Annotated in this window: 23 protein-coding genes; 11 read left to right on the top strand and 12 right to left on the bottom strand. The window is 60.6% G+C overall.

The genetic code is table 11. The features are described from left to right. Nucleotides 1-52 precede the first annotated feature (52 nt). Genes CAF80_RS09755 through CAF80_RS09745 form a run of 3 tightly spaced genes read right to left on the bottom strand, consistent with a single transcriptional unit; the run spans nt 53 to nt 3,900 of the window. A complete protein-coding gene (locus tag CAF80_RS09755) occupies nt 53-1,354 on the bottom strand; it encodes a cytochrome c (RefSeq protein WP_085667276.1) in 1,302 nt (433 codons plus the stop codon). Between the two features lie 12 nt (nt 1,355-1,366). Continuing rightward, nucleotides 1,367-3,151 carry a GMC family oxidoreductase gene (locus tag CAF80_RS09750; protein WP_074689747.1) on the bottom strand — a complete coding sequence of 595 codons (1,785 nt, stop codon included), beginning with the start codon at nt 3,149-3,151 and terminating at the stop codon, nt 1,367-1,369. Between the two features lie 2 nt (nt 3,152-3,153). After that, complete coding sequence (locus CAF80_RS09745) at nt 3,154-3,900, bottom strand: gluconate 2-dehydrogenase subunit 3 family protein (RefSeq protein WP_085667275.1); 747 nt, start codon at nt 3,898-3,900, stop codon at nt 3,154-3,156. A 297-nt stretch (nt 3,901-4,197) separates the two neighbouring features. On the opposite strand from CAF80_RS09745, the gene CAF80_RS09740 reads away from it, so the two are divergent. Further along, nucleotides 4,198-4,842 (top strand): dual specificity protein phosphatase family protein, encoded by a 645-nt coding sequence (locus CAF80_RS09740; RefSeq protein ID WP_085667274.1) that lies wholly within the window; start codon nt 4,198-4,200, stop codon nt 4,840-4,842. Here CAF80_RS09740 and CAF80_RS09735 read toward each other — a convergent pair. The 3 genes from CAF80_RS09735 to prlC form a co-directional block, all read right to left on the bottom strand. Beyond that, nucleotides 4,829-6,871, bottom strand: coding sequence for a M3 family metallopeptidase (locus CAF80_RS09735; RefSeq protein WP_085667273.1), 2,043 nt, complete (start codon nt 6,869-6,871; stop codon nt 4,829-4,831). The two genes, CAF80_RS09740 and CAF80_RS09735, sit on opposite strands and share 14 nt — an antisense overlap. A 113-nt stretch (nt 6,872-6,984) precedes the next feature. Beyond that, complete coding sequence (locus CAF80_RS09730) at nt 6,985-7,275, bottom strand: YheV family putative zinc ribbon protein (protein WP_007953955.1); 291 nt, start codon at nt 7,273-7,275, stop codon at nt 6,985-6,987. After that, the gene (prlC, locus tag CAF80_RS09725) at nt 7,272-9,350 is read right to left on the bottom strand and encodes an oligopeptidase A (RefSeq protein ID WP_166742333.1); all 2,079 of its coding nucleotides are present in this window, start codon (nt 9,348-9,350) and stop codon (nt 7,272-7,274) included. Before prlC ends, CAF80_RS09730 begins: the two co-directional genes overlap by 4 nt. Nucleotides 9,351-9,412: 62 nt before the next feature. Between prlC and CAF80_RS09720 the strand changes: the two genes are divergently transcribed. Further along, complete coding sequence (locus CAF80_RS09720; RefSeq protein WP_039764816.1) at nt 9,413-9,958, top strand: gamma carbonic anhydrase family protein; 546 nt, start codon at nt 9,413-9,415, stop codon at nt 9,956-9,958. A gap of 28 nt (nt 9,959-9,986) precedes the next feature. Then, complete coding sequence (locus CAF80_RS09715) at nt 9,987-10,637, top strand: HAD family hydrolase (protein ID WP_085667272.1); 651 nt, start codon at nt 9,987-9,989, stop codon at nt 10,635-10,637. A 114-nt stretch (nt 10,638-10,751) separates the two neighbouring features. On the opposite strand, the gene CAF80_RS09710 is transcribed toward CAF80_RS09715, so the two are convergent. After that, nucleotides 10,752-11,828 carry an aminopeptidase gene (locus tag CAF80_RS09710; protein WP_085667271.1) on the bottom strand — a complete coding sequence of 359 codons (1,077 nt, stop codon included), beginning with the start codon at nt 11,826-11,828 and terminating at the stop codon, nt 10,752-10,754. A gap of 57 nt (nt 11,829-11,885) precedes the next feature. On the opposite strand from CAF80_RS09710, the gene CAF80_RS09705 reads away from it, so the two are divergent. Further along, complete coding sequence (locus CAF80_RS09705) at nt 11,886-12,308, top strand: hypothetical protein (protein WP_085667270.1); 423 nt, start codon at nt 11,886-11,888, stop codon at nt 12,306-12,308. A gap of 40 nt (nt 12,309-12,348) precedes the next feature. Then, nucleotides 12,349-12,768, top strand: a complete 420-nt coding sequence (locus CAF80_RS09700; protein ID WP_074689740.1) for a hypothetical protein — start codon at nt 12,349-12,351, stop codon at nt 12,766-12,768. A 6-nt stretch (nt 12,769-12,774) separates the two neighbouring features. On the opposite strand, the gene CAF80_RS09695 is transcribed toward CAF80_RS09700, so the two are convergent. Beyond that, nucleotides 12,775-13,014, bottom strand: coding sequence for a DUF1161 domain-containing protein (locus tag CAF80_RS09695; RefSeq protein WP_007953935.1), 240 nt, complete (start codon nt 13,012-13,014; stop codon nt 12,775-12,777). Nucleotides 13,015-13,117: 103 nt separating this feature from the next. After that, nucleotides 13,118-13,549: an OsmC family protein gene (locus CAF80_RS09690; protein ID WP_011331817.1), complete on the bottom strand. Its 432-nt coding sequence runs from the start codon at nt 13,547-13,549 to the stop codon at nt 13,118-13,120. Between the two features lie 243 nt (nt 13,550-13,792). Between CAF80_RS09690 and CAF80_RS09685 the strand changes: the two genes are divergently transcribed. Both CAF80_RS09685 and CAF80_RS09680 read left to right on the top strand, forming a co-directional pair. Continuing rightward, a complete protein-coding gene (locus tag CAF80_RS09685) occupies nt 13,793-14,794 on the top strand; it encodes an LLM class flavin-dependent oxidoreductase (protein WP_039764807.1) in 1,002 nt (333 codons plus the stop codon). 111 nt (nt 14,795-14,905) lie between these two features. Continuing rightward, nucleotides 14,906-16,330, top strand: coding sequence for an IS1182 family transposase (locus CAF80_RS09680; RefSeq protein WP_085667269.1), 1,425 nt, complete (start codon nt 14,906-14,908; stop codon nt 16,328-16,330). A gap of 127 nt (nt 16,331-16,457) precedes the next feature. Here the strand turns inward: CAF80_RS09680 and CAF80_RS09675 are convergent, their stop codons facing one another. After that, a complete protein-coding gene (locus CAF80_RS09675) occupies nt 16,458-16,682 on the bottom strand; it encodes a DUF1161 domain-containing protein (RefSeq protein WP_039764805.1) in 225 nt (74 codons plus the stop codon). A 128-nt stretch (nt 16,683-16,810) separates the two neighbouring features. Next, nucleotides 16,811-17,026: a dodecin gene (locus CAF80_RS09670; protein WP_007953919.1), complete on the bottom strand. Its 216-nt coding sequence runs from the start codon at nt 17,024-17,026 to the stop codon at nt 16,811-16,813. A gap of 156 nt (nt 17,027-17,182) precedes the next feature. Between CAF80_RS09670 and CAF80_RS09665 the strand changes: the two genes are divergently transcribed. Beyond that, nucleotides 17,183-17,509 carry a YqjD family protein gene (locus CAF80_RS09665; protein WP_011331820.1) on the top strand — a complete coding sequence of 109 codons (327 nt, stop codon included), beginning with the start codon at nt 17,183-17,185 and terminating at the stop codon, nt 17,507-17,509. Here CAF80_RS09665 and CAF80_RS09660 read toward each other — a convergent pair. Beyond that, nucleotides 17,482-18,399 carry a LysR family transcriptional regulator gene (locus tag CAF80_RS09660; protein WP_085667268.1) on the bottom strand — a complete coding sequence of 306 codons (918 nt, stop codon included), beginning with the start codon at nt 18,397-18,399 and terminating at the stop codon, nt 17,482-17,484. The two genes, CAF80_RS09665 and CAF80_RS09660, sit on opposite strands and share 28 nt — an antisense overlap. Before the next feature lie 112 nt (nt 18,400-18,511). Here CAF80_RS09660 and trpB point away from each other — a divergent pair, with 112 nt between their 5' ends. From trpB to CAF80_RS09645, 3 genes are all read left to right on the top strand, one after another. Beyond that, complete coding sequence (trpB, locus tag CAF80_RS09655; RefSeq protein WP_085667267.1) at nt 18,512-19,759, top strand: tryptophan synthase subunit beta; 1,248 nt, start codon at nt 18,512-18,514, stop codon at nt 19,757-19,759. Then, nucleotides 19,759-20,571 (top strand): tryptophan synthase subunit alpha, encoded by an 813-nt coding sequence (trpA, locus tag CAF80_RS09650; protein WP_085667266.1) that lies wholly within the window; start codon nt 19,759-19,761, stop codon nt 20,569-20,571. Before trpB ends, trpA begins: the two co-directional genes overlap by 1 nt. A 122-nt stretch (nt 20,572-20,693) precedes the next feature. Beyond that, complete coding sequence (locus CAF80_RS09645; RefSeq protein WP_085667265.1) at nt 20,694-21,137, top strand: anti-virulence regulator CigR family protein; 444 nt, start codon at nt 20,694-20,696, stop codon at nt 21,135-21,137. Nucleotides 21,138-21,178: the final 41 nt, after the last annotated feature.

The raw sequence follows: 21,178 nt of genomic DNA, 5'->3' as shown, positions 1-21,178 counted from the left end.
AGCCATTAAATAAATAACCCCCGCATGATTAATCATGCAGGGGTTATTGCGCTTATTTGTGGCTTGTTACTTGGCCAAGATCACCGGCTGATGTTGTAGTCATATCGTCGGTGCGTAACTTGGCAATCTCTTTCGCGGTGACAGGGGATGCCTTGTTACCCCAACTTCCACGAATAAAACTCACGACATCCGCCACTTCCTGATCCGACAGACGCCAGGCGAAGCCAGGCATGGTGAACGTCGACGGCGCCGTGTGCGTCGCAGGCAGCGTGCCGCCCTTGAGCACGATGTGGATCAGCGAAGTCGGGTCGTCCGATTGCAACACCGGATTACCTGCCAACGCTGGGAACACCCGGGTGTAGCCATGGCCGTCGGTGCGGTGGCAGGCGGCGCAGTTATCGATGTACACCGACGCGCCACGCTGACTGTCGTCACCATTCCACAAGGCCTTGGCGGCTTTTTCGTCGTACTGGTGCGGCTGGTCGGCAGGATCATTGGCCGGCAGCGATTTCAGGTAACGGGCAATCGCGGTCAGGTCGGCGTCGGTCATGTACTGCATGCTGTGGGTGACCACGTCGCTCATGCCGCCGAACACCGCGCTGCGGTCGCTGCGACCGGTCTTGAGAAACTGCACCAGTTGCTCTTCGCTCCAACTGCCGAGACCGTCCTTGTGGTCGCCGCGCAAACTTTTGGCGATCCAGCCTTCCAGCGGCGCACTGCCTGACAGAAAACTGCTGCCTTCGGCCGCGCTCAGGGATTTTTCCTGCATGGTCAGGGCCCGTGGCGTATGGCACGCGCCGCAATGTCCGAGGCCTTCCACCAGATACGCCCCACGGCTGACGACGGCGTCGTCCGACGCGGCTTTGTAATCCTCGACCTTCGGCGCGAACAGCCAGCGCCAGCCCATCAGCGGCCAGCGCATGCTCAATGGCCACGGGATATCGCTGGCCTTGTTCTCTTGCGCCACCGGTTCCACGCCGTGCATGAAGTAGGCGTAAAGCGCCTGCATGTCGGGTTCGCTGACACGGGCGTAGGACGGGTACGGCATCGCCGGGTACAAGGTACTGCCGTTTTTGGCCACGCCATGCCGCACGGCCTGGTCGAAATCCTCGAAACTGTAGTCACCGACGCCGGTTTTATCCGGGGTGATGTTGGTCGAGTAGATCGTGCCAATCGGAGTTTCCATCGGCAGGCCACCGGCGAACGGCTTGCCATCCTTTGCCGTGTGGCAGGCCACGCAGTCGCCGGCACGGGCGAGGTATTCGCCTTGTTTGATCAAGGATTGATCAACTTCGGCGCCATGAACGGCAGTGCTGCCGAGCAGCGCGAGGGTCGCGATAACGAGAGTCTTCATGGTCATCGCTCCTTAAGCCTGAACCAGCGGGCCGGGGTTTTTCAGGTATTGCTCGCGGATCGCTTTCGCCGACCAGTAGGTCAGCGCGGCAACCAGGCCGGTGGGGTTGTAGCCCAGCCCTTGCGGAAACGCCGAGGCACCCGGAACGAATACGTTGTGCACGTCCCAGCTCTGCAGGTAACGGTTCAGCGCGCTGGTCTTCGGATCGGTGCCCATGATCGCGCCACCGTTGAGGTGGGTGGTCTGGTACGACGCAGTGTTGAAGTGGTCGCCGACTTTCTTGCCGATCACGGCGATGGCTTTCGGGCCCATGGCCTCGGCGATCTTGCCCATTTTCTCGACCATGAAGCGGTTCATCTTGATGTCGTTTTCCTGCCAGTCGAACGTCATCCGCAGCAGCGGCATGCCGTAGGCATCGCGGTACACCGGATCCAGATCGAGGTAGTTGCCACGGTAGGACTGATGTGCGCCGTGGGCGTCCATCGACACCTGGTGGGTGTAGTAATCGGCGGTCGCGCGTTTCCACGCACTGCCCCAGGCCGGGGTGCCCGGCGGGTTGGAGGTGCCGGCGATCGGTCGGCTGCCGGCCTGGTTGACCCACATCGGCGAGCCACCGACGAAACCGTGAGGCCCGTGGTCGAAGTTGTCGGCGTTGAAGTCATCCACCGCCACACCGTTGCCGCCGGCACCGATGAAGTTGTTGGTGTGGGTGTCCTTGTCGAAGAACGCCTTGATGGTGGCCATGTTCTGGTAGGCGAAGTTGCGCCCGACCACGCCTTCACCGCTGACCGGGTCGTAGGGTTTGCCGATGCCGGAGAGCAGCATCAGGCGCACGTTGTGCAACTGGAACGCGCCGAGGATTACCAGATCCGCCGGTTGTTCGATCTCGCGACCCTGGCCGTCGATGTAGGTGACGCCGGTTGCCTTGGTTTTCGTGCTGTCGAGGTTGACCCGCAGCACGTGGGCGTTAGGCCGCAGTTCGAAATTCGGCAGCGGCTTCAGCGCCGGCAGAATGTTCACGTTCGGCGAGGCCTTGGAATACATGTAGCAGACGTAACCGCTGCAGAAACCGCAGAAGTTGCACGGGCCCATCTGCGCGCCGTAAGGGTTGGTGTACGGCCCCGACGTATTTGCCGAAGGCAGGTTGTAGGGTTTGTAACCCACCTCCGTAGCCGCTTTACCGAACAGCTGTGCGGAAACCGTGTTCTTCTGCGCTTCCAGCGGGAACGGGTTCGAGCGATCCGGTGCGTACGGGTTGCCGCCCTTGCCCTGGCCGACCAGTTGGCCTTTCACGGTCCAGGCCTGGCCGGAGGTGCCGAAGACTTTTTCGGCGAAATCGAAGAACGGCTCCAGCTCTTCATAGCTGACGCCGAAGTCCTGGATGGTCATGTCCTTGGGGATGAAGCTTTTGCCGTAGCGCTCTTCGTAGTGGCTGCGCATGCGCAACTCGATCGGGTCGACCCGAAAGTGCACGCCCGACCAGTGCAGCCCGGCGCCGCCCACGCCATTGCCGGGCAGGAACGCGCCCAACTGGCGATTCGGCAGGGCGATGTCGTTGATGCTGTGGCGGATGGTGACGGTTTCCTTGGAAACGTCCTGGAAGAGTTTTTTCCGCACGCTGTAGGTGAGTTCGTCGATCACCTGAGGATAGTTGCCGTCCGGGTAAGTGTCCTGCATCGGCCCGCGCTCCAGCGCCAGCACGTTCAGTCCGGCCTCGGTCAGCTCCTTGGCCATGATCGCGCCTGTCCAGCCGAAACCGACGATCACTGCGTCGACCTTCTTCATTACCGTTGCCATGCTCACGCCCTCTCGCCGCGAATCGAAACTGCCGGGAAGGGGTACTGCTCGTTGCGTTCCACCCAATCCATGAAATCGGCGCGGGCGCCGGGGAAGCCGATCATGGTCCAGCCGACCATGCCTTTATTGCCGCCGTGGATCGGGTCGCAGAAGAACCCTTCCTTGGTGTTTTGCAGCAGCAGACTGAAGAGAATCTTCGCCGGAACCGCGTCGAATTGCGGTTTTCCAGCTTCAAGCTGCTTGAGCAGATCGTCTCGGGTAGCGCTGTCTTGCTCGGCAAATGTTTTACCGTTGATGGATTTTGCCCACTGATCCGTGGCGGCGATGCCGAGGCGATAGATCTCTTTCGGGACCAGTTTGCTCTGCCAGCCCATCTCCGGCGCGGCGTCGGCATTGAACGGGCCCTGCATGTACCAAAGGGCACCGGCGGCGTAGGGGGTGTTCATCTGACGGTCGATGTATTCCGGCACGCCAGCTTCGAGTGCACCTGGACCCTGCGCATCGTTGGGGATCAACTGCGCGACGGCGGCATTGATGAATGCCCACTCTTCGGCGGTGAAGTAGCTTGGCTGATAAGTGCTGGCTTCAAACGCGGCCGATTTTGCCGGGGCTGTGGCAGGCGCGCTTTCAGGCGCGGCTTGCAGCACCGTGCTGCCGAGACCGCTACCGGCGAGGGTGACGACCGGAATAAGGGTCAGGGATTTGCGCAAAAACTCACGCCGCGGGTTGTCTCGATCTTCATCAGACATGGGGATGCACCTCATCAGGCATTGATGGTTGTCAGCCGTTTCTGCGAACGGCTCAAGAATTTTCTGGCTGCGACGTGGCCGGAATGACCGGTAGAAGGGGTACACGTCTGCAACATGATGTGACAAATGGTAGCAGGCTAAGCAACCGGATGAACCGATTCAGCCGAAAAAAGACCGCTTTTCGACCAAGGGAACCGGCCTATTCACGATTCTTTTACAAGCGCCTCACGGGGATTTGACTACGTGGCTAGCAAGCTGCGGTCTTCACTGACGAAACCCACACGGTCGCCGTAAAGCATGTTCCTGACGCGTTTTTCCTTCGCATTCTGTTTATCGCTGCTGGCCCTGTTCAGCTGGAGTCCAGCTCAGGCCGCGCAAACCCCGGCTTCCCGTCCCGTCGAGTGGGCGCAACCGGTAGAGGTGCAATACAACCTGTTCCAGATGTCGCCCACGCTGTATCGCAGCGCGCTCCCCGACGACGGCGCGGTACCGTTGCTGAACAACCTGAAGGTGGCCACGGTCATCAACTTCCTGCCGGAAGCGGATTCCCACTGGCTGAAAGCCCCCGGTATCCATCAGGTGCAACTGCCCTATCGCACCAATCACGTGGACGACAGCGATGTGCTCAAGACCCTGCGTGCCATTCAGTCCGCCGAAGCCGACGGCCCGGTGCTGATGCACTGCAAGCACGGCTCCGATCGCACCGGCCTGATGGCGGCGATGTACCGGATCGTCGTGCAGGGCTGGAGCAAGGAAGACGCACTGAACGAAATGACCCAGGGCGGCTTTGGCGAGAGTGGTCACTTCCGGGACAGCGTGCGCTACGTGATGCAGGCCGATGTCGACAAGTTGCGCACCGCGCTGGCCAATGGCGATTGCAGCACCAGCGCGTTTGCCACGTGTTCGATGAAGAGCTGGTTTCAGACGGTCAATTTGAAGTAATGAGCCCGGCCTCCCCGTCAACGAGGCCGGCAACCGGCCGGCCGACGAACGCTTCCACCGCGTCCAGCAACGGACGCCCCGCACCCGGCGCAAAGAACGTTGCACGAAACTCTCGGCCGGTTTGCGCGTTGAACACCCAGTCCCGGCTGAAGCGCTTGAACGCTTCCTGAGCCAGCACGCCCGACCAGACGTACGCGTAAACCGTGGCGTCGTACTGGGTCACCATGTAATCGAATCCATTGGCGAAGCGATGATCGTCCGGCAGTTGCAGATGACCCAAACTGCGCTGCACATCGGTGCAGACCTCTTCGACCGAGCGCCCGTCGCCGTGGGTCAGGTGCAGCTCGAAATCGATCATCGCCCCCATCAGCAACAAGGCCTGTTGCCGGCTGGAATGGGCCTGAGCAGCTGACAGTACCGCTTCGACCCGTGCGTCGCTCAAGCGTTCGCCGGTCTGAAAATGCGCACCCAGCCACAGCAAAAACTCCCGCGACTGACACCACTGCTCGAACAATTGCCCGGAAAACTCCGCCGCTTCATGCCCCAGTTGCAGGATGCCGGACAGGCTGTGATGGGGCGAGCGAGTCAGCACGTGCTGGAGGCAATGGCCAAATTCATGAAACAGCACCCGCAGATCGTCGATTTCGAGCCGGCACGGATGGGTGTCGGTGGCCGGTGTGAAATTGCTGTAGAGCAGCGCAATCGGCAGCGCCGGGCGACCTTCGGCGTTGATCCGGCGATTGCGCAGTGTGGTGGTGCCGGGAAAGTCCACCGCCTTGTCGCGGTGAAACGGGTCGAGGTAGATGTAGCCGATGACCTGTTCATGCTCGCTGATTTCCAGCAGGCGCACATCGTCATGCCAGTGCCCGCCGCCGGACTGCTCGACGATGCGGATCCCGAACATCCGTTCACAGAACAGAAAGAGCCTGCGCAGGGTGCCCTCGAGTGGGAAGTAATCACGCAGGTTTTCCAGTGCGCCGGGAAACTGCTGCTGGCGCCATTGTTCTGCGAGGAAGTCTTCATCCCACGGCTGGACCCGGTCGATCCCGCGTTGCCGTGCGAAGGCCGCCAGTTGTTTCGCATCCTGCGCGAGGGCAGGTGCCAGCTGCGCCGCCTGACGCTGGAGAAAGCCACTGACCCATGCGGTCGTCCCGGCGCTGTGTTTGGCCAGACTCAGTTGCGCGGCGTTTTCGTGGCCGAGCAAACGGGCTTTCTGCTGGCGCAAGGCAAGCAGCTTGGTCAGCACCGGGCCGTTATCGAAGCGGCCGGCCAGTGGGCCCCGATCGGAGGCGCGGGTCAGGTAGGCCACATAGCATTCCTCCCGCAAGGCGCGGTTTTCGGCGTACTTGAGGATGTGCTGGCAGGTGTTCTGGTCCAGGCGGATCAGCCAGCCGTCATGCCCGGCCTGGCGTGCGGCGCGCGCCAGGCGATCCTTCATCGCCGGCGGCAGGCCCGTAAGCAGTGCCACATCGTCAACACGTTTGCTCCACGCCTCGGCCCAGCGCTCGAGGTTGTCCAGAAATACGAATTCCAACCCACCGATCTCGCGGTTCAACCGCGCCAGCTCCTGTTGCTGTTGAGTGGGAAGCTCAATGCCCGACTGCTTGAACCGGCGCAGAATCCGCGACAGTGCGATGTTGCGCGTCTCATCGAAACTGCCGGCGATCGAGCTCTGCGCCAAACGCTGATAGGTCTTGTACAACCGGCGATTGCGGGATTTTTCAGAGCGATACTGATTGATCGCCAGATGCGCCTTGGCGCTTTCCACGAGCCAGGTGGGATCGTCGGACCTGACCATCGACAACGTTTCGAGAATCGAGCGGACTTCACCGAGGCGGGCATCGGCTTCGTCGATGCTCAGCACCAGATCGTCCCAGCCGGGATGTTCGGACTGACTGGCGATCACTTGGGCGATGATGTGTCGATTGTCGGCAATGATGCGGTTGACTGCCGTCACGAGATGCTCGGCGCGAATCGCTGGCCAGGGTGGCAGCGTCCAGTGTTGCAGGAGGGGATTGGTGTCGGGCATGGCAGCTTCCTTCGAGGCGTGGCGCAAAGAGGCCAGCCTACGAAGCAAGTGCGGGGGACAGGTGTTAAGCCAATACCACCTTCCACCGACGAATCGTGGAAGGTGGTTGAGGATCAGTGCTGCTCGTCAGGCTTTTTCTTCAGCTTCGGATTCGGGAAGAACTGCACCGCCTGAACCGTCTTGTCCGGGGCAGGCTTGAGCGCGCTGGTGTTGACCCGCGTGCCCAGCTCTTTCGGCACCGACAGCCCCTGGGCATTGAGCGTGTCGCTGTAACCGCACGCCACGCATTCACGGTGCGGGACATCGTCCTCGCTCCACATCATCAGTTTGTCCGGCTCGCTGCACGCCGGGCAGACCGCCCCGGCGATAAAGCGTTTTTTGGTCTTCACGGGTGCCTCACTCATGCTGCCGCGTCCTCACTCAGGCCGCTGTGGCGCAAGAGTGCGTCAATCGACGGCTCACGGCCACGGAAGTCGACGAACAGCACCATCGGCGCCTGCGAACCACCGCGAGCCAGGATCGCTTCGCGGAAGGCGCGACCGGTGTCGGCATTGAGTACGCCGTCTTCTTCGAACTTGGAGAAGGCATCCGCCGACAGCACTTCCGCCCACTTGTAGCTGTAGTAACCCGCCGCGTAACCGCCGGCGAAGATGTGGGCGAAGCTGTTCGGGAAGCGGTTGTAGGCCGGCGGACGCATCACCGAGACTTCGTTGCGCACGCCTTCGAGCACCTGCGCGACGCTGCGGCCGTCACCGTGGGTGGCGTGCAGTTCGAAGTCGAACAGCGAGAACTCCAGTTGGCGCACCATCATCAGGCCGGACTGGAAGTTCTTCGCCGCGAGCATTTTTTCCAGCAGATCCTGCGGCAGCGGCTCGCCGGTTTCGTAGTGGCCGGAGATCAGCGCGAGACCTTCCGGCTCCCAGCACCAGTTCTCCATGAACTGGCTTGGCAGCTCGACCGCGTCCCACGCCACGCCGTTGATGCCGGACACGCCGGCATGCTCGACGCGGGTCAGCAGGTGATGCAGGCCGTGGCCGAATTCGTGGAACAGGGTCGTCACTTCATCGTGGGTCAGCAGTGCAGGCTTGCCGCTGTCGGCCGGGGTGAAGTTGCACACCAGGTTGGCCACCGGGCTTTGCAGCACGCCGTCGACGGTGCGGCGACGGTCGCGGGCGCCGTCCATCCAGGCACCGCCGCGTTTGTTGGCGCGGGCGTAAAGGTCGAAGAAGAAGCGGCCGACGTGCTGGCCGTTTTCCTTGATCTCGAACAGGCGTACATCCGGGTGCCAGGTGTCGAAGCCTTTCAGTTCGGCGATTTCGATGCCGTAAAGACGTTGAACGATGGCGAACAGACCGCCCAGCACTTTGTCGATCGGGAAGTAGGCGCGCAGGGTTTCCTGAGCCACGCTGTAGCGTTGTTCACGGAGTTTTTCACCGTAGAAACCGCTGTCCCAGCTTTGCAGATCGGCGCAGCCCTGCTCGGCGGCGTAAGCCTTGAGCTGTTGCAGATCCTGGGCGGCGAACGGTTTACTGCGTTTGGCCAGATCGCGCAGGAAGCTCAGCACCTGATCGCTGGACTCGGCCATTTTGGTGGCCAGGCTCAGTTCGGAGAAGCTGGAGAAACCGAGCAGCTTCGCCAGTTCCTGACGCAGGTCGAGGATTTCATCCATGACCGGGCCGTTGTCGTTCTGGCCGGCGTTCGGGCCTTGATCCGACGCACGGGTGCAGTAGGCGGCGTAGACTTCTTCGCGCAGCGCACGGTCCTGGGCGTAGGTCATCACCGCGTAGTAGCTCGGGAATTCCAGGGTGATCAGCCAGCCGTCGAGGCCTTTGGCCTGGGCGGCAGCAGCCATTTGCGCCTTGGCCGAATCGGTCAGGCCGGCGAGGGCGGCTTCATCGGTCAGGTGCTTGGTCCAGGCCTGAGTGGCGTCGAGCAACTGATTGGAAAAGCGGCTGCCCAGCTCCGATAGCTTGCTCTGCACTTCGGCGTAGCGTTTCTGTTCGGCTTCCGGCAGGTCGATACCCGACAGGCGGAAATCGCGCAGGGCGTGTTCCAGAATGGTTTTCTGCGCCACGTCGAAACCGGCGGCTTCCGGGCTGTTGGCCAGGGCCTCATAGGCCTGGAACAGCTCGCGGTTCTGGCCCATCTCGGTGGAGTAGGCGCTCAATGCCGGCAGGCACGACTCGTAGGCTTCACGCAGTTCGGCGCTGTTGCACACGGCATTGAGGTGGCTGACCGGGCTCCACGCGGCGCCCAGGCGATCATTGAGTTCGTCCATCGCCAGCACCAGCCCGGCCCAAGTCGGGTTCTGGCCCTGGGTCTTGAGGATTTCGGCGATGGCGGCGCGGTTGTCGGCCAGGATGGTTTCGATGGCAGGCTGCACGTGTTCGGCACGGATCGCGGAGAACGGCGGCAGGTCGTAGGACTGCAGAAGAGGGTTGTTCACGCTCACGGTTGGCACCTTGGCTGGAAGAAACATGCGCCCATCTTAATTACAATCGACACCCACCGCAGCTATCGGCGACAGAGAGAGAACTAATCGTGTCCCTTCGCAAGTACCAGAATCACACCCCACGCTTGAACCCAGGCGCTTTTGTCGACGGCTCGGCGGTGGTGATCGGCGACGTCGAAATCGGCGAAGACAGCTCCGTGTGGCCGCTGACCGTGATCCGCGGCGACATGCACCGCATCCGCATCGGCGCGCGCACCAGCGTGCAGGATGGCTGCGTGTTGCACATCACCCACGCCGGCCCGTTCAACCCGGACGGCTTCCCGCTGCTGATCGGCGATGACGTGACCATCGCCCACAAGGTCATGCTGCACGGCTGCACCGTCGGCAGCCGCGTATTGATCGGCATGGGCAGCATCGTCATGGACGGCGCGGTGGTCGAGGACGACGTGATCATCGGCGCCGGCAGCCTGGTGCCGCCGGGCAAGCGCCTGGAAAGCGGATTTCTGTACGTGGGCAGTCCGGTGAAACAGGTTCGCCCGCTGACCGACAAGGAAAACGCCTTTTTCACCTACAGCGCGGCGAACTACGTGAAGCTCAAGGACCTGCATCTGGCTGAAGGCTACGACCAGCTCTGACTTTTCTCTCTACCGCCCGGGATTTTTCATGCATTACCAGACCGTACTGTTCGACCTCGATGGCACCCTCACCGATCCGCGCGAGGGCATCACCCGTTCCATCCAGTTCGCCTTGAGCAAACTCGGCATCGATGAGCCGGACCTGACCAAGCTGGAACACTTCATCGGCCCGCCGCTGTTGCAGGCGTTCATGCAGTTTTATGGTTTTGATGAAGCGAAGGCGTGGGAGGCGGTGAATTTCTATCGCGAGCGCTTCAAGGTCACCGGCCTCTACGAGAATCGGGTGTTCGAAGGCGTCACGCCGTTGCTGGAAACTCTGAGCGGCCAAGGCCGGCAGCTGTATATCGCGACGTCGAAGCCGTGGGTGTTCGCCCGGGAAATCGCCCGGCACTTTGATTTTGCCAGGCACTTCAAGGTGATCTACGGCAGCGAACTGGACGGCACTCGTACCAACAAGGTCGAGCTGATTGCCCACCTGATGGCCGAGGAAGGGCTGGACCCGGCCAGCACGCTGATGATCGGTGACCGCAAGCACGACCTGATCGGTGCTCGCAGCAACGGTCTGGATGCGGCGGCTGTTGGTTATGGGTTTGGCAGTTTTGAAGAGTTGAATGCCGAGGCGCCGGCTTATCACTTCGAGACTTTGGATCAGTTGCATCAGGCATTTTTGCAGCGCTGATCAGATAGCCTTCGCGAGCAAGCCCGCTCTCACAGTGACCGCGTTTCAGTACCGGGACTCGGTTTCCTGTGGGAGCGAGCCTGCTCGCGATGGGGCCAAAAAGCCGCAGTAGATTTATGAGCCTGCCAGCACTTTCAGAGCCGACTTACGCTCAACGACTGGCAAGCCACCCAACTTCTCGACTTCTGTGTAAAACCTGACCCAATCCTCATCGACCTGCCTGAACAACGCCGCAAACGCCGGCACCCACTGGTCATACAGCCCGAACGGCAACAGCCGCGCGTTGTTCAACGGCGCATTGACCCAGGCGTCATAGCGTTTGTCGCCGGCCCACTGGCTATCGCGCATTGTTCGGTAGTCCTGTCGAAACCGTTCGAACTCCGCAGCCTTGCGCTCGCGCATCTGCGTTGCCGCCAATGGTTGTGCATAAAGCTTTTCAAGACGTGAGCGGGTATCGAGGATCAACTGAATGAATTGGTCCCGTTGCTTGAGCTTCGAGTCGTTTTCCGGGGGCAAGCCCCGAAACGCTCGCCACTGCCGCGTACCTTCCTGCTCGACGAAGGTCGCGAAGGACTCGTTGAATTCGGTGTCGTCCTTCACATAGAAACGCTGGTGGGCCAGTTCATGGAAGATCAGCGTTGCCAGACGCTCGTCGCCCCAGCCCATCATCGAATTGAGGATCGGGTCATTGAACCAGCCCAGGGTCGAGTAAGCCTCGACGCCGCCGATCGACACGTCCATGCCTTGCAGGCGCTGAATCGCGGCTTCGCCCCGCGCCGCGCTCTGGCTGTAATAGCCGCGATAGGCCACGCAACCGGCAATCGGGAAACAATGGTTCTGTGGGCTCAGGGAAAACTCCGGGGTGGCGAACACATTCCACACGACAAACGGCCGACCGATGTCGGCATAGAGGCGATAGCTTTGGTTGTCCGGCAGATGCAGGTGTTCGCTGGCAAAAGCCCGGGCTTTCTGGGACTGGGCCAGGTGAGTGCGCAGTTTGGCGTCGCGAGCCGGGTCGGCGATCACCTTGGCCACCGGCTCCCGCGCCCGCAAAAGCTGCAGCTGACCGCTGGCCAGCTGGCTGTAATAGCTCAGGCTTGAGCAACCGTTGAGCAACAAAATCATCACACCCGGAAACAAAATCCGCAAAACGCGATCAAGTAACCCATGGCTTGGAAGCGGCCTGATCAAAATAAGAAATCCCCCGGAAAGTCTGCCCAAGACTATCCCGCCCATTGGAGCTTCGCTATGCGCATGTTGATACTGACAGGAAGCGTGCTGACGCTGGCCGGTTGTGCCGGATTCGGAATGCCGAACCCTGACCCCTCGCAAGCCTGGATCGATCTGGATGCCCGGCAACAGGACACGGCGCTGCAGGCGCTGGAAGTCGACGACAAGGCTGCCGTCGATCATCGTTACTTCGAAGTGCAGCCTGGCAGCCATGAGCTGACGGTGCGTTATCAATTCCCGGTCGAGGCGACCAACATCGGCCCGGATGCCGAGCCGCTGTGGCGCGATTGTCAGTTGAACGTGAAATTCAAGGATTTCAACGCTGGCCAGCGTTATCAGTTGCAGGCGGGAAGCATCGGTTTCCGCCCGTGGGCCAAACTCTACGATCAACAACGCAACGTGGTGGGCCAGGGCACGCCGGCGGGCTGTCAGCGAACCTGATCGGCGTTATGCTGGATGTCCGAACTCACGGACATCCATCATGCGTACGATGATGCTGTTGCTCGCCGTCAGCCTGCTCGCCGGTTGCCAGACACCGTTGCCCCCCGTCGATCCGAACATGGCCTGGGTCGAGTTCTCGACGCCGTCCCCGGGCGGTAAGTTGCTGATGGCTGAGCGTCTCGACAATAAGCGACTGACTGACGGGCGTTTCTTTCAGGTAACGCCCGGCAGCCATGAGTTGCGGGTGCGCTTCGACTTTGAAGTGTTCGGCGGAGGCGGCAGCCTGATGACCGGCCCCGTGGAGCGTCTGTGCTACCTGACCATCCGCTACGATCATTTCGAAGCAGGGCAGCGTTACAGGCTGGAAGGCCGTTCTCTGGCGTTTACCCCGAGTGCGCGCCTGTACAACGACAAGCGGGAAATCGTCGCCGAAGACCGCGAGGTCAACTGCATCATCTGAGGCGTATCAGCGGTCGTTCTTCTGATAGATGATGGCTTTGGTGCCGTTGTCGCAGGTGCCGACGATCATGGCGATGTCGTGTTTTTCCGCCTCCTCTTTGGAAACTATCTCCAGGGTATAGGAGGGCACGGCATTCGCCTGAATCTTGATTTCGATCTCTTGCTTGAGTTCTTCGCAATCTTTGGGCGCTGCGAAGGCCGACGTTGCCAGCACGCCACAGATAACCGCCAAGGCAAAACGTTTCATGGTTGAAGCTCCATCGAAGCAGCGCGCACGAAGATGCGCGAAAGCTGCTGTCATTTATTCGACCACACTTTTGCCTGGCGGGTTCTGATCCGGCTCAAGGCAGTCAGCTGACCAGAGATGCGTCGAGACTGATCTTCGCATTCAGCACCTTCGACACCGGGCAACCTTCCTTGGCCTTGTTGCTCAGCTCTTCGAACTGCGCCTGGGTCGCTCCCGGAATTTTTGCCTTGAGGATCAGTTTCACTGCGGTGATTGCAAAACCGCCGTCCACCTGATCCAGCGTGACCTCGGCCTGGGTGTCGATGCTGTCGGCCTTGAGCCCGGCGTCACCGAGAATCATCGAGAACGCCATGGAGAAACAGCCCGCATGGGCGGCGCCGATCAGTTCTTCCGGATTGGTGCCCTTGCCGCCTTCGAAGCGGGCCTTGAAGCCGTAGGGCGCTTCACGCAGGACGCCGGTTTCGGTGGAAATCGAGCCGATGCCGGTTTTCAGGTCACCTTCCCAATGCGCGGATGCCTTCTTCACGATAGCCATGTGTGCCTCCTTCAAATCGGGCGCGAAATGCCGCGCCGTCGTGGTTTTTGCCTGCAAGGCTTCTGAGGATAGACGTCGGAACAAAGTTCAGCCCATGTGAATCGTTGACTTTTTTAGTAGGAAATTTCGGATCGGCTATTGAAACTCGGGTATATGCCCTCATTGCACACAACACGCTTATGAATTGGGCAGGTTCGCGTTCGCCAAGAACACACCTGCGCCCTCAATCGGAGATGCAGGTTTATGAAGCAACTGTCCGACGTAAAATTTTCCACCCTCGATCTGGTGCCGGTGCGCGAGAACGGCAGCCCGGCCCAGTCGCTGCGCAACTCGCTGGACCTGGCGCAGCATGTCGAGAAATTTGGCTACACGCGGTTCTGGGTCGCCGAGCACCACAACATGGACGGCATCGCCAGTTCCGCCACCTCGGTGTTGCTGGGTTATCTGGCCGGCGGCACGTCGACCATCCGGGTCGGCTCTGGCGGCGTGATGCTACCCAACCACGCACCGCTGGTGATCGCCGAGCAGTTCGGCACCCTCGAAAGCCTGTATCCGGGACGTATCGACCTCGGTCTGGGGCGTGCGCCGGGTTCCGATCAGATGACCGCCCGTGCCTTGCGTCGTGAGCGTTCCGGCAGTGCTGATGATTTCCCCGAAGACGTGGCTGAGCTGGCGCGCTTTCTTGGTCCGCGCACGCCGGATCAGCGGGTGATCGCGATGCCGGGCACCGGCACCAACGTGCCGATCTGGCTGCTCGGCTCGAGTCTGTTCAGTGCGCAACTGGCCGGTGAGCGCGGTTTGCCCTACGCCTTCGCCTCGCATTTCGCGCCGCGTTTCATGCACGAGGCGATTCGCGTCTACCGCAATCACTTCAAGCCATCGGCGGTGCTCGATAAACCGTATGTGATGCTCGGCGTGCCGCTGGTGGCAGCCGACACCGATGAACAGGCCGACTACCTGGCGACCTCCGTGTACCAACGAATCCTCGCGCTGATGCGTGGGCAAAGTCTGGTGCAGCGCCCACCGGTGAAAACCATGGACGGCCTGTGGCTGCCCCACGAGCGTGAGGCCGTGGGTGATTTCCTCGGTCTGGCGATGGTCGGCAGCCCGCAGAAAATCCGCGCGAAACTCGAAGTGCTGATCGAACAGACCCAGGCTGATGAGCTGATCTTCACCTGCGACCTGTACGAGCACGCCGATCGCCTGCATTCCTACGAACTGCTGGCGCAGGTGATGAAGGGCTGAGCCCGATAGCCGCGCACAAAAAAGCCGACGCATAGCAGACTGTGTGAAAACCTAGCAATCTGCCGTCCCCTTAAAGAAAATGCCCGTATCGCAAGATACGGGCATTTTCTTATGCGCTATATCCAAGGTGAAAACCGGTCCCAGACCGCACTTTTTCCGGTGTCGCTGGACGAGCTTATTCCTGATGACCATCTGGTTCGTGTCATCGAGGCCTATGTTTCACTTCTGGACTTTGAGCAGCTGGGTTTCGATAAAGCCAGGCCGAAGGCCACTGGGCGTCCTTCGTACGACCCCGCCGATTTGCTCAAACTCTATCTTTACGGCTATTTCCAGCGCATTCGCTCCTCGCGACGGCTGGAAGCCGAGTGCCAGCGCAATGTTGAGGTCATGTGGTTGTTGGGCCGACTGGCCCCCGATTTCAAAACCATTGCTGATTTTCGGCGTGACAACAGTGCTGCGTTCACCGCGACCTGCCGTGCCTTTGTTCGGTTTTGTCGCAACGCAGGTCTGATTGCCGGTGAGCTGGTGGCCATTGATGGCAGCAAATTTCAGGCAGTGGCTTCGAACCGTAAACAAATGACGCCTAAAAAGCTCAGGCACCAGGAGGCGGTGCTTGATCAGCGGATTGCCCGCTATCTGGCGCAACTGGATGAGGCTGATCGCGGGGAAGAGGGAGAGTCGATTGATCGCACGGCCGTGCAAACCGCGCTTCGGGAGTTGCAGGCAAAAAAGGCCGATAACCAGACCTGCCAAGGGCTGATGGAGGCTCAAGGTCTGGTTCAGCACATTGTCGGCGAGTCGGATGCACAAAAAATGCGGACACCTTCCGGCAAGTATGTGGCATACAACATCCAGAGCGCTGTAGACGCTGAGCATTGTCTGATCCTGCACCATGAAGTCACTCGGGATGGCGCAGACCGGCAGCAGCTTGAACCGATGGCAAAAGCTGCCAAGGCCGAACTGGAGCAGCCGCAATTGGACGTCACGGCTGACGCCGGTTACTCCAATGGCGAGCAGTTTCAGGCGTGTGACGATGCCGGCATCACGGCGTTCGTGCCACCTAATCGTTCGGTCAACAATCAGGGTGACGGCGCTGAGTTTTTTGATCGCACGGACTTCAACTACGAGCAACAGAGCGACACCTATCGATGCCCTGACGGCAAGCGGTTGACACTCAAACAGATGAACAAAGGTAATCGTGTTTATCAGGCGAGCATCAGCGATTGCAGCGTTTGTCCGCTAAAAAGCCGCTGCACCCAAACGAATCGGCGCTATCTCACACGCCATGCTCATGAGGCCGCCTTTGAGCGGATGGAACAGCGAATGCGGGACCATCCCGAAATGATGACCAGCAGACGATCCATCGTCGAACACCCCTTCGGCAACCTCAAGCAATGGCTGTTTGGAAACGGTCGTTTTTTACTGCGCCAACTCAAAGGTGCGCAAGCCGAAATGGCATTGGCGGTACAAGCCTACAACCTGAAAAGGGCAATCAAGGTGCTGGGAGCGCAGAAGCTGATCGCGATGATGGGCTGAAAGGCCCTTAATTTTTCAAATTTCAGAGAAGCAAATGCCCCGACAAGTCGGGGCATTTGTTTTTAGCGACGGGCGACTGGGTTTTCACACGGTCTGCATAGCGTCGGCTTTTGTTTTTCCGGCGTGATCAGCCGCGGGTGTAGACGATCTCTTTGGCGCCGCCTTCGCAGGTGCCGACGACTTTGCCGCCACTGGCCGCACCCTTGTCGACAATCTCCAGCGAATACCCGGAAACGCCCTTGGCATCCAGCTTGGCCGCGATTTCAGCCTTCAGTTCTTCACAGGGCTTGCCGGCAGCAAACGCACCACCCGCAAGGCTCAACAAACCTACTGCCAATATCAACTTCTTCATCGGTCGCACTCCCTGGTCGGATTAATTAAGGCGGGCATCGAGCCGTTCGCTCGATGCACTCACCTCGTAGCGCATTGCCATTCCTATGGCACTCGGCCAGCGCGCAAGTTCAGAAGCGTAGACCAAACTCAGCTGCTGGCTATCCGGAACCCGACTTTCAGGGTCACCTGAAAGTGGGCAGCCTTGCCATCCTTGATGTGGCCGCGGGTTTCGGTCACTTCAAACCATTCCAGATGCTTGATGCTCTTGTTGGCCTCGGCCAACGCATTGTTGATGGCGTCTTCGATGCTGCTGGTGGACGAACCGACCAGCTCGACTTTCTTGTAGGTGTGATGGTCACTCATGGTGTTCTCCTTGAAGTGTGCAATTGAGCCTAGCAGCGATTTGCCGTGTTGATTTCGGCGATCCGGACAAGAGGAAGTTCAGATTTTCTGCACTTTCCAGAAACGCTGAAGTCCCAACCAACACACGCCACTCATCACCAATGCAGGAGAGCCACCATGGCCAACACCTCGTTACGCAAAGCCTCGTTGCAAAGCATGGAAGCGGAGATCGAGAGTCTGCTCAAGTCGTTGGAAAGCCTGAAGGACGACGCTTCTGACGAGTCGCGCAAGACCCTCAAGGCGCTCAAGAGCAACGCTGAAAGCGCGCTGAAACATTCGCGCAGCCTGCTCAGCGATGCCTACGAAGAAGTCAAAGTCAAAACCCGCGAGACCGGGATCGCCACCCGCGATTACGCGCAGGAACACCCGTGGACGACTGCCGGTGTGGCGGTCGGTGCGCTGGGTCTGCTGGCCGCTTACTTGCTATTCAAGCGCGGCGAGTGATCCGTCTGGCGCAGCTCGTTCCTGAGCCACTGCGCCAATTGCCGGGCGCGTCCGTCCGCGGCGCGCTTGGGTAGCCACAACGCCAGTTGCGCCGGGGTTTCACTGAAACCCCATGGCGCGACCAGGCGCCCGGCCTTCAAGTCTTCGGTTACCAGTGGTTCCGGCGCGATTGCCACGCCCAACCCGGCGACGGCCGCTTCCAGCAAGTAATACAAATGCTCGAAACCTTGCCCCAGCTTCAACGCCTTGGCGTCGAGGCCGCTTTGCTGCGCCCAGCTCGGCCAGGCTTGCGGGCGTGAAGTCGTGTGCAGCAAGGGTTCGTCGAGCAGGGCAATGGGCGGTGCCGATTGCAGGCGCTGGTAGCCGCTGAACAGCGGGCTCATGACCGGGCCGATGCGCTCGCTGGCCAGCTCATAGACTTGCATGTCTGCCGGCCATGGCGGTTCGGCGAACAGCAGCAATGCATCCAGTCCCGGACGGCGCGGGTCGAGATCGCCTTCGCCGGCTGACAGGTGCAGACGTAAATCCGGCAGATCCGCATTCAAGCGTCCCAATCGCGGAATGAACCAGCGCGCCAGCAGGCTGCCGGAGCAACCGAGCACGAACGGCGCATCGGCGGTGCTTTGGGTGAGTTCGGCGCAAACGCTGCGCAGGCGATCAAACGCTTCGCCGCTGGCATCGCGCAGGCGGATGCCGGCATCTGTGAGTTTCAGGCCACGACCGTCCTTGACGAAAAGGCTGACACCGAGATGCTCTTCCAGCACCTTGAGCTGGCGGCTGACCGCGCCGTGGGTGACGTGTAGCTGTTCCGCAGCCTGGCTGACGCTGTTCAGGCGAGCGGTGGCTTCGAAGGCGCGCAGGGCGTTCAGCGGGGGAAGATCATGGCTCATGATATCTGTGAGTTTTCCTGACAGGTTGTGGCGATCTTATCGGTTTTCAGCCTGGAAGGTCAGGGGTAGAGTGAACGCCATTGTCTTCTCGTGAAATCCGCTGGAGCGAACCATGACCCAGACTTCGAACTCCTCCGATCTGCGTAACGGCCCTGACGCCAACGGCCTGTTTGGCTCGTTCGGCGGCCGTTATGTCGCGGAAACCCTGATGCCGTTGATCCTCGACCTGGCCCGCGAATACGAGGCGGCCAAGGAAGATCCGGCGTTCAAAGAGGAATTGGCCTACTTCCAGCGCGACTACGTCGGACGTCCGAGCCCGCTGTATTTCGCCGAGCGCCTGACCGAGTTCTGCGGCGGCGCCAAAATCTACCTCAAGCGCGAAGAGCTGAACCACACCGGCGCGCACAAGATCAACAACTGCATCGGCCAGATCCTGCTGGCGCGGCGCATGGGCAAGAAACGCATCATCGCCGAGACCGGCGCCGGCATGCACGGCGTGGCTACCGCCACCGTGGCTGCGCGTTTTGGACTGGACTGCGTGATCTACATGGGCACCACCGACATTGAGCGCCAGCAGGCCAACGTGTTCCGCATGAAGCTGCTGGGCGCCGAGGTGATCCCGGTGGTCGCCGGCACCGGCACCCTGAAAGACGCAATGAACGAAGCGCTGCGTGACTGGGTGACCAACGTCGACAGCACCTTCTACCTGATCGGCACCGTGGCCGGTCCGCACCCTTATCCAGCCATGGTTCGTGACTTCCAGGCCGTAATCGGCAAGGAAACCCGCGATCAGTTGCAAACCCAGGAAGGTCGCCTGCCGGACAGCCTGGTGGCGTGCATCGGCGGCGGTTCCAACGCCATGGGCCTGTTCCACCCGTTCCTCGACGACAAGAGCGTCGAGATCATCGGCGTCGAAGCCGCCGGTTACGGCATCGAGACCGGCAAGCACGCGGCCAGCCTCAACGGCGGTGTCCCGGGTGTGTTGCACGGCAACCGCACCTTCCTGCTGCAGGACGACGATGGCCAGATCATCGACGCCCACTCGATTTCCGCCGGCCTCGACTATCCGGGCATCGGCCCTGAGCACGCGTGGTTGCATGACATCGGCCGCGTCCAGTACACCTCGGTGACCGACGACGAAGCCCTGGCTGCGTTCCACCAGTGCTGCCGTCTGGAAGGGATCATTCCGGCACTGGAAAGCGCCCATGCCCTGGCCGAAGTCTTCAAACGCGCACCTAAACTGCCGAAGGATCACCTGATGGTGGTCAACCTGTCCGGTCGCGGCGACAAAGACATGCAGACCGTCATGCACCACATGGAACACTCTCAACAAGAGCAATCGAAGCAGGAGAAACACTGATGAGCCGCCTGCAAACCCGCTTTGCCGAACTCAAGGAACAGAACCGCGCCGCCCTGGTGACCTTCGTCACTGCTGGCGACCCGGACTACGACACCTCGCTGGCGATCCTCAAGGGCCTGCCGAAAGCCGGTGCCGACGTGATCGAGTTGGGCATGCCGTTTACCGACCCGATGGCCGACGGCCCGGCGATTCAGCTGGCGAACATCCGCGCCTTGGGTGCCAAACAGAACCTGATCAAAACCCTGCAAATGGTCCGCGAGTTTCGCAAGGAAAACAGCGACACCCCGCTGGTGCTGATGGGTTACTTCAACCCGATCCACAAGTTCGGCGTCGAGCGCTTCATCGCTGAAGCCAAAGAGGCCGGCGTTGATGGCCTGATCGTGGTCGACATGCCGCCGGAGCATAACTCGGAGCTGTGCGACCCGGCCCAGGCGGCGGGCATCGACTTCATCCGTCTGACCACTCCTACCACCGATGATGCGCGTCTGCCGAAAGTGTTGAATGGCAGCTCAGGCTTCGTTTACTACGTGTCGGTTGCCGGTGTGACCGGCGCCGGTGCGGCGACTCTGGAACACGTCGAGGAGGCGGTGGCGCGTCTGCGTCGTCATACCGATCTGCCGATCAGCATCGGTTTTGGTATCCGCACGCCGGAGCAGGCCGCGTCCATTGCGCGTCTGGCCGACGGTGTGGTGGTGGGCTCGGCGCTGATCGATCACATCGCCAACGCGACCACGCCGGACCAGGCCATCGACGGCGTGCTGAGCCTGTGTTCGGCGCTGTCCGAAGGCGTGCGTAAGGCTCGCGTCAGCTGAAGGTAAAGTTCCTGATACAGAGGAATTAGAGCCTCCAAGCACAGACTAACCAAGCAAGACCGAGGGATTCAGAACCACGTTCTGAATCCCTTTTTGCTGTCAGTGCAGTGAGGAAAGACCCGATGAAAATGCCGAAACGTCTGATTGCCAGTCTGGGCGTGCTGATGATCAGCGCGACACCGCTGCTGGCCAGCGCCGATCCGCGCGACGATCACGACCACGGCGGCCCGCAACAGGGCCACTACGACAATCGCGGTGGTGATCACCATGATTGGCAAAGCAACCATCGCGGCGGCCCGCCGCCTCGGGATTTCGGCCCGGTGCGTCAGGTGATCCGCGACAATCATGGCTACTTCGTGCGCGGTGCGCCGCCACCTCCAGGCATCCACCTGGTACGTGGCCGGCCGCTGCCCCGCGGCTATTACGGCGAGCGGCTGGATAACCGGGCGTTGAGTCGTCTGCCTTATTACCCGGGTTATGAATGGCGTCGTGCCGGCGGTGACATCGTGCTGATCGCGGTGGGTAGCGGGGTTGTTTACGAAGTGTTGGATGGCGTTCTGTACTGACCGTCAGGCAATAAAAAAGACCGCAGCCTTTACGGGCTGTG

The organism is Pseudomonas sp. B34(2017), assembly GCF_002112915.1.
GTDB lineage: Bacteria > Pseudomonadota > Gammaproteobacteria > Pseudomonadales > Pseudomonadaceae > Aquipseudomonas > Aquipseudomonas pharyngis.
The sequence above is the reverse complement of the archived record's forward strand: the minus strand, read 5'-3'. Positions and strand labels throughout refer to the sequence as shown.

What these genes read in the sequence shown, in the direction of transcription:
- CAF80_RS09705 (WP_085667270.1), top strand. Translation starts at nt 11,886, where the DNA reads ATGCGCATGTTGATACTGACAGGAAGCGTGCTGACGCTGGCCGGTTGT.
- trpB (WP_085667267.1), top strand. Translation starts at nt 18,512, where the DNA reads ATGACCCAGACTTCGAACTCCTCCGATCTGCGTAACGGCCCTGACGCC.
- trpA (WP_085667266.1), top strand. Translation starts at nt 19,759, where the DNA reads ATGAGCCGCCTGCAAACCCGCTTTGCCGAACTCAAGGAACAGAACCGC.
- CAF80_RS09685 (WP_039764807.1), top strand. Translation starts at nt 13,793, where the DNA reads ATGAAGCAACTGTCCGACGTAAAATTTTCCACCCTCGATCTGGTGCCG.
- prlC (WP_166742333.1), bottom strand. Translation starts at nt 9,350, where the DNA reads ATGTTTCTTCCAGCCAAGGTGCCAACCGTGAGCGTGAACAACCCTCTT.
- CAF80_RS09645 (WP_085667265.1), top strand. Translation starts at nt 20,694, where the DNA reads ATGAAAATGCCGAAACGTCTGATTGCCAGTCTGGGCGTGCTGATGATC.
- CAF80_RS09755 (WP_085667276.1), bottom strand. Translation starts at nt 1,354, where the DNA reads ATGAAGACTCTCGTTATCGCGACCCTCGCGCTGCTCGGCAGCACTGCC.
- CAF80_RS09690 (WP_011331817.1), bottom strand. Translation starts at nt 13,549, where the DNA reads ATGGCTATCGTGAAGAAGGCATCCGCGCATTGGGAAGGTGACCTGAAA.
- CAF80_RS09680 (WP_085667269.1), top strand. Translation starts at nt 14,906, where the DNA reads ATGCGCTATATCCAAGGTGAAAACCGGTCCCAGACCGCACTTTTTCCG.
- CAF80_RS09700 (WP_074689740.1), top strand. Translation starts at nt 12,349, where the DNA reads ATGCGTACGATGATGCTGTTGCTCGCCGTCAGCCTGCTCGCCGGTTGC.
- CAF80_RS09740 (WP_085667274.1), top strand. Translation starts at nt 4,198, where the DNA reads ATGTTCCTGACGCGTTTTTCCTTCGCATTCTGTTTATCGCTGCTGGCC.
- CAF80_RS09730 (WP_007953955.1), bottom strand. Translation starts at nt 7,275, where the DNA reads ATGAGTGAGGCACCCGTGAAGACCAAAAAACGCTTTATCGCCGGGGCG.
- CAF80_RS09695 (WP_007953935.1), bottom strand. Translation starts at nt 13,014, where the DNA reads ATGAAACGTTTTGCCTTGGCGGTTATCTGTGGCGTGCTGGCAACGTCG.
- CAF80_RS09735 (WP_085667273.1), bottom strand. Translation starts at nt 6,871, where the DNA reads ATGCCCGACACCAATCCCCTCCTGCAACACTGGACGCTGCCACCCTGG.
- CAF80_RS09715 (WP_085667272.1), top strand. Translation starts at nt 9,987, where the DNA reads ATGCATTACCAGACCGTACTGTTCGACCTCGATGGCACCCTCACCGAT.
- CAF80_RS09745 (WP_085667275.1), bottom strand. Translation starts at nt 3,900, where the DNA reads ATGTCTGATGAAGATCGAGACAACCCGCGGCGTGAGTTTTTGCGCAAA.
- CAF80_RS09750 (WP_074689747.1), bottom strand. Translation starts at nt 3,151, where the DNA reads ATGGCAACGGTAATGAAGAAGGTCGACGCAGTGATCGTCGGTTTCGGC.
- CAF80_RS09660 (WP_085667268.1), bottom strand. Translation starts at nt 18,399, where the DNA reads ATGAGCCATGATCTTCCCCCGCTGAACGCCCTGCGCGCCTTCGAAGCC.
- CAF80_RS09670 (WP_007953919.1), bottom strand. Translation starts at nt 17,026, where the DNA reads ATGAGTGACCATCACACCTACAAGAAAGTCGAGCTGGTCGGTTCGTCC.
- CAF80_RS09665 (WP_011331820.1), top strand. Translation starts at nt 17,183, where the DNA reads ATGGCCAACACCTCGTTACGCAAAGCCTCGTTGCAAAGCATGGAAGCG.
- CAF80_RS09675 (WP_039764805.1), bottom strand. Translation starts at nt 16,682, where the DNA reads ATGAAGAAGTTGATATTGGCAGTAGGTTTGTTGAGCCTTGCGGGTGGT.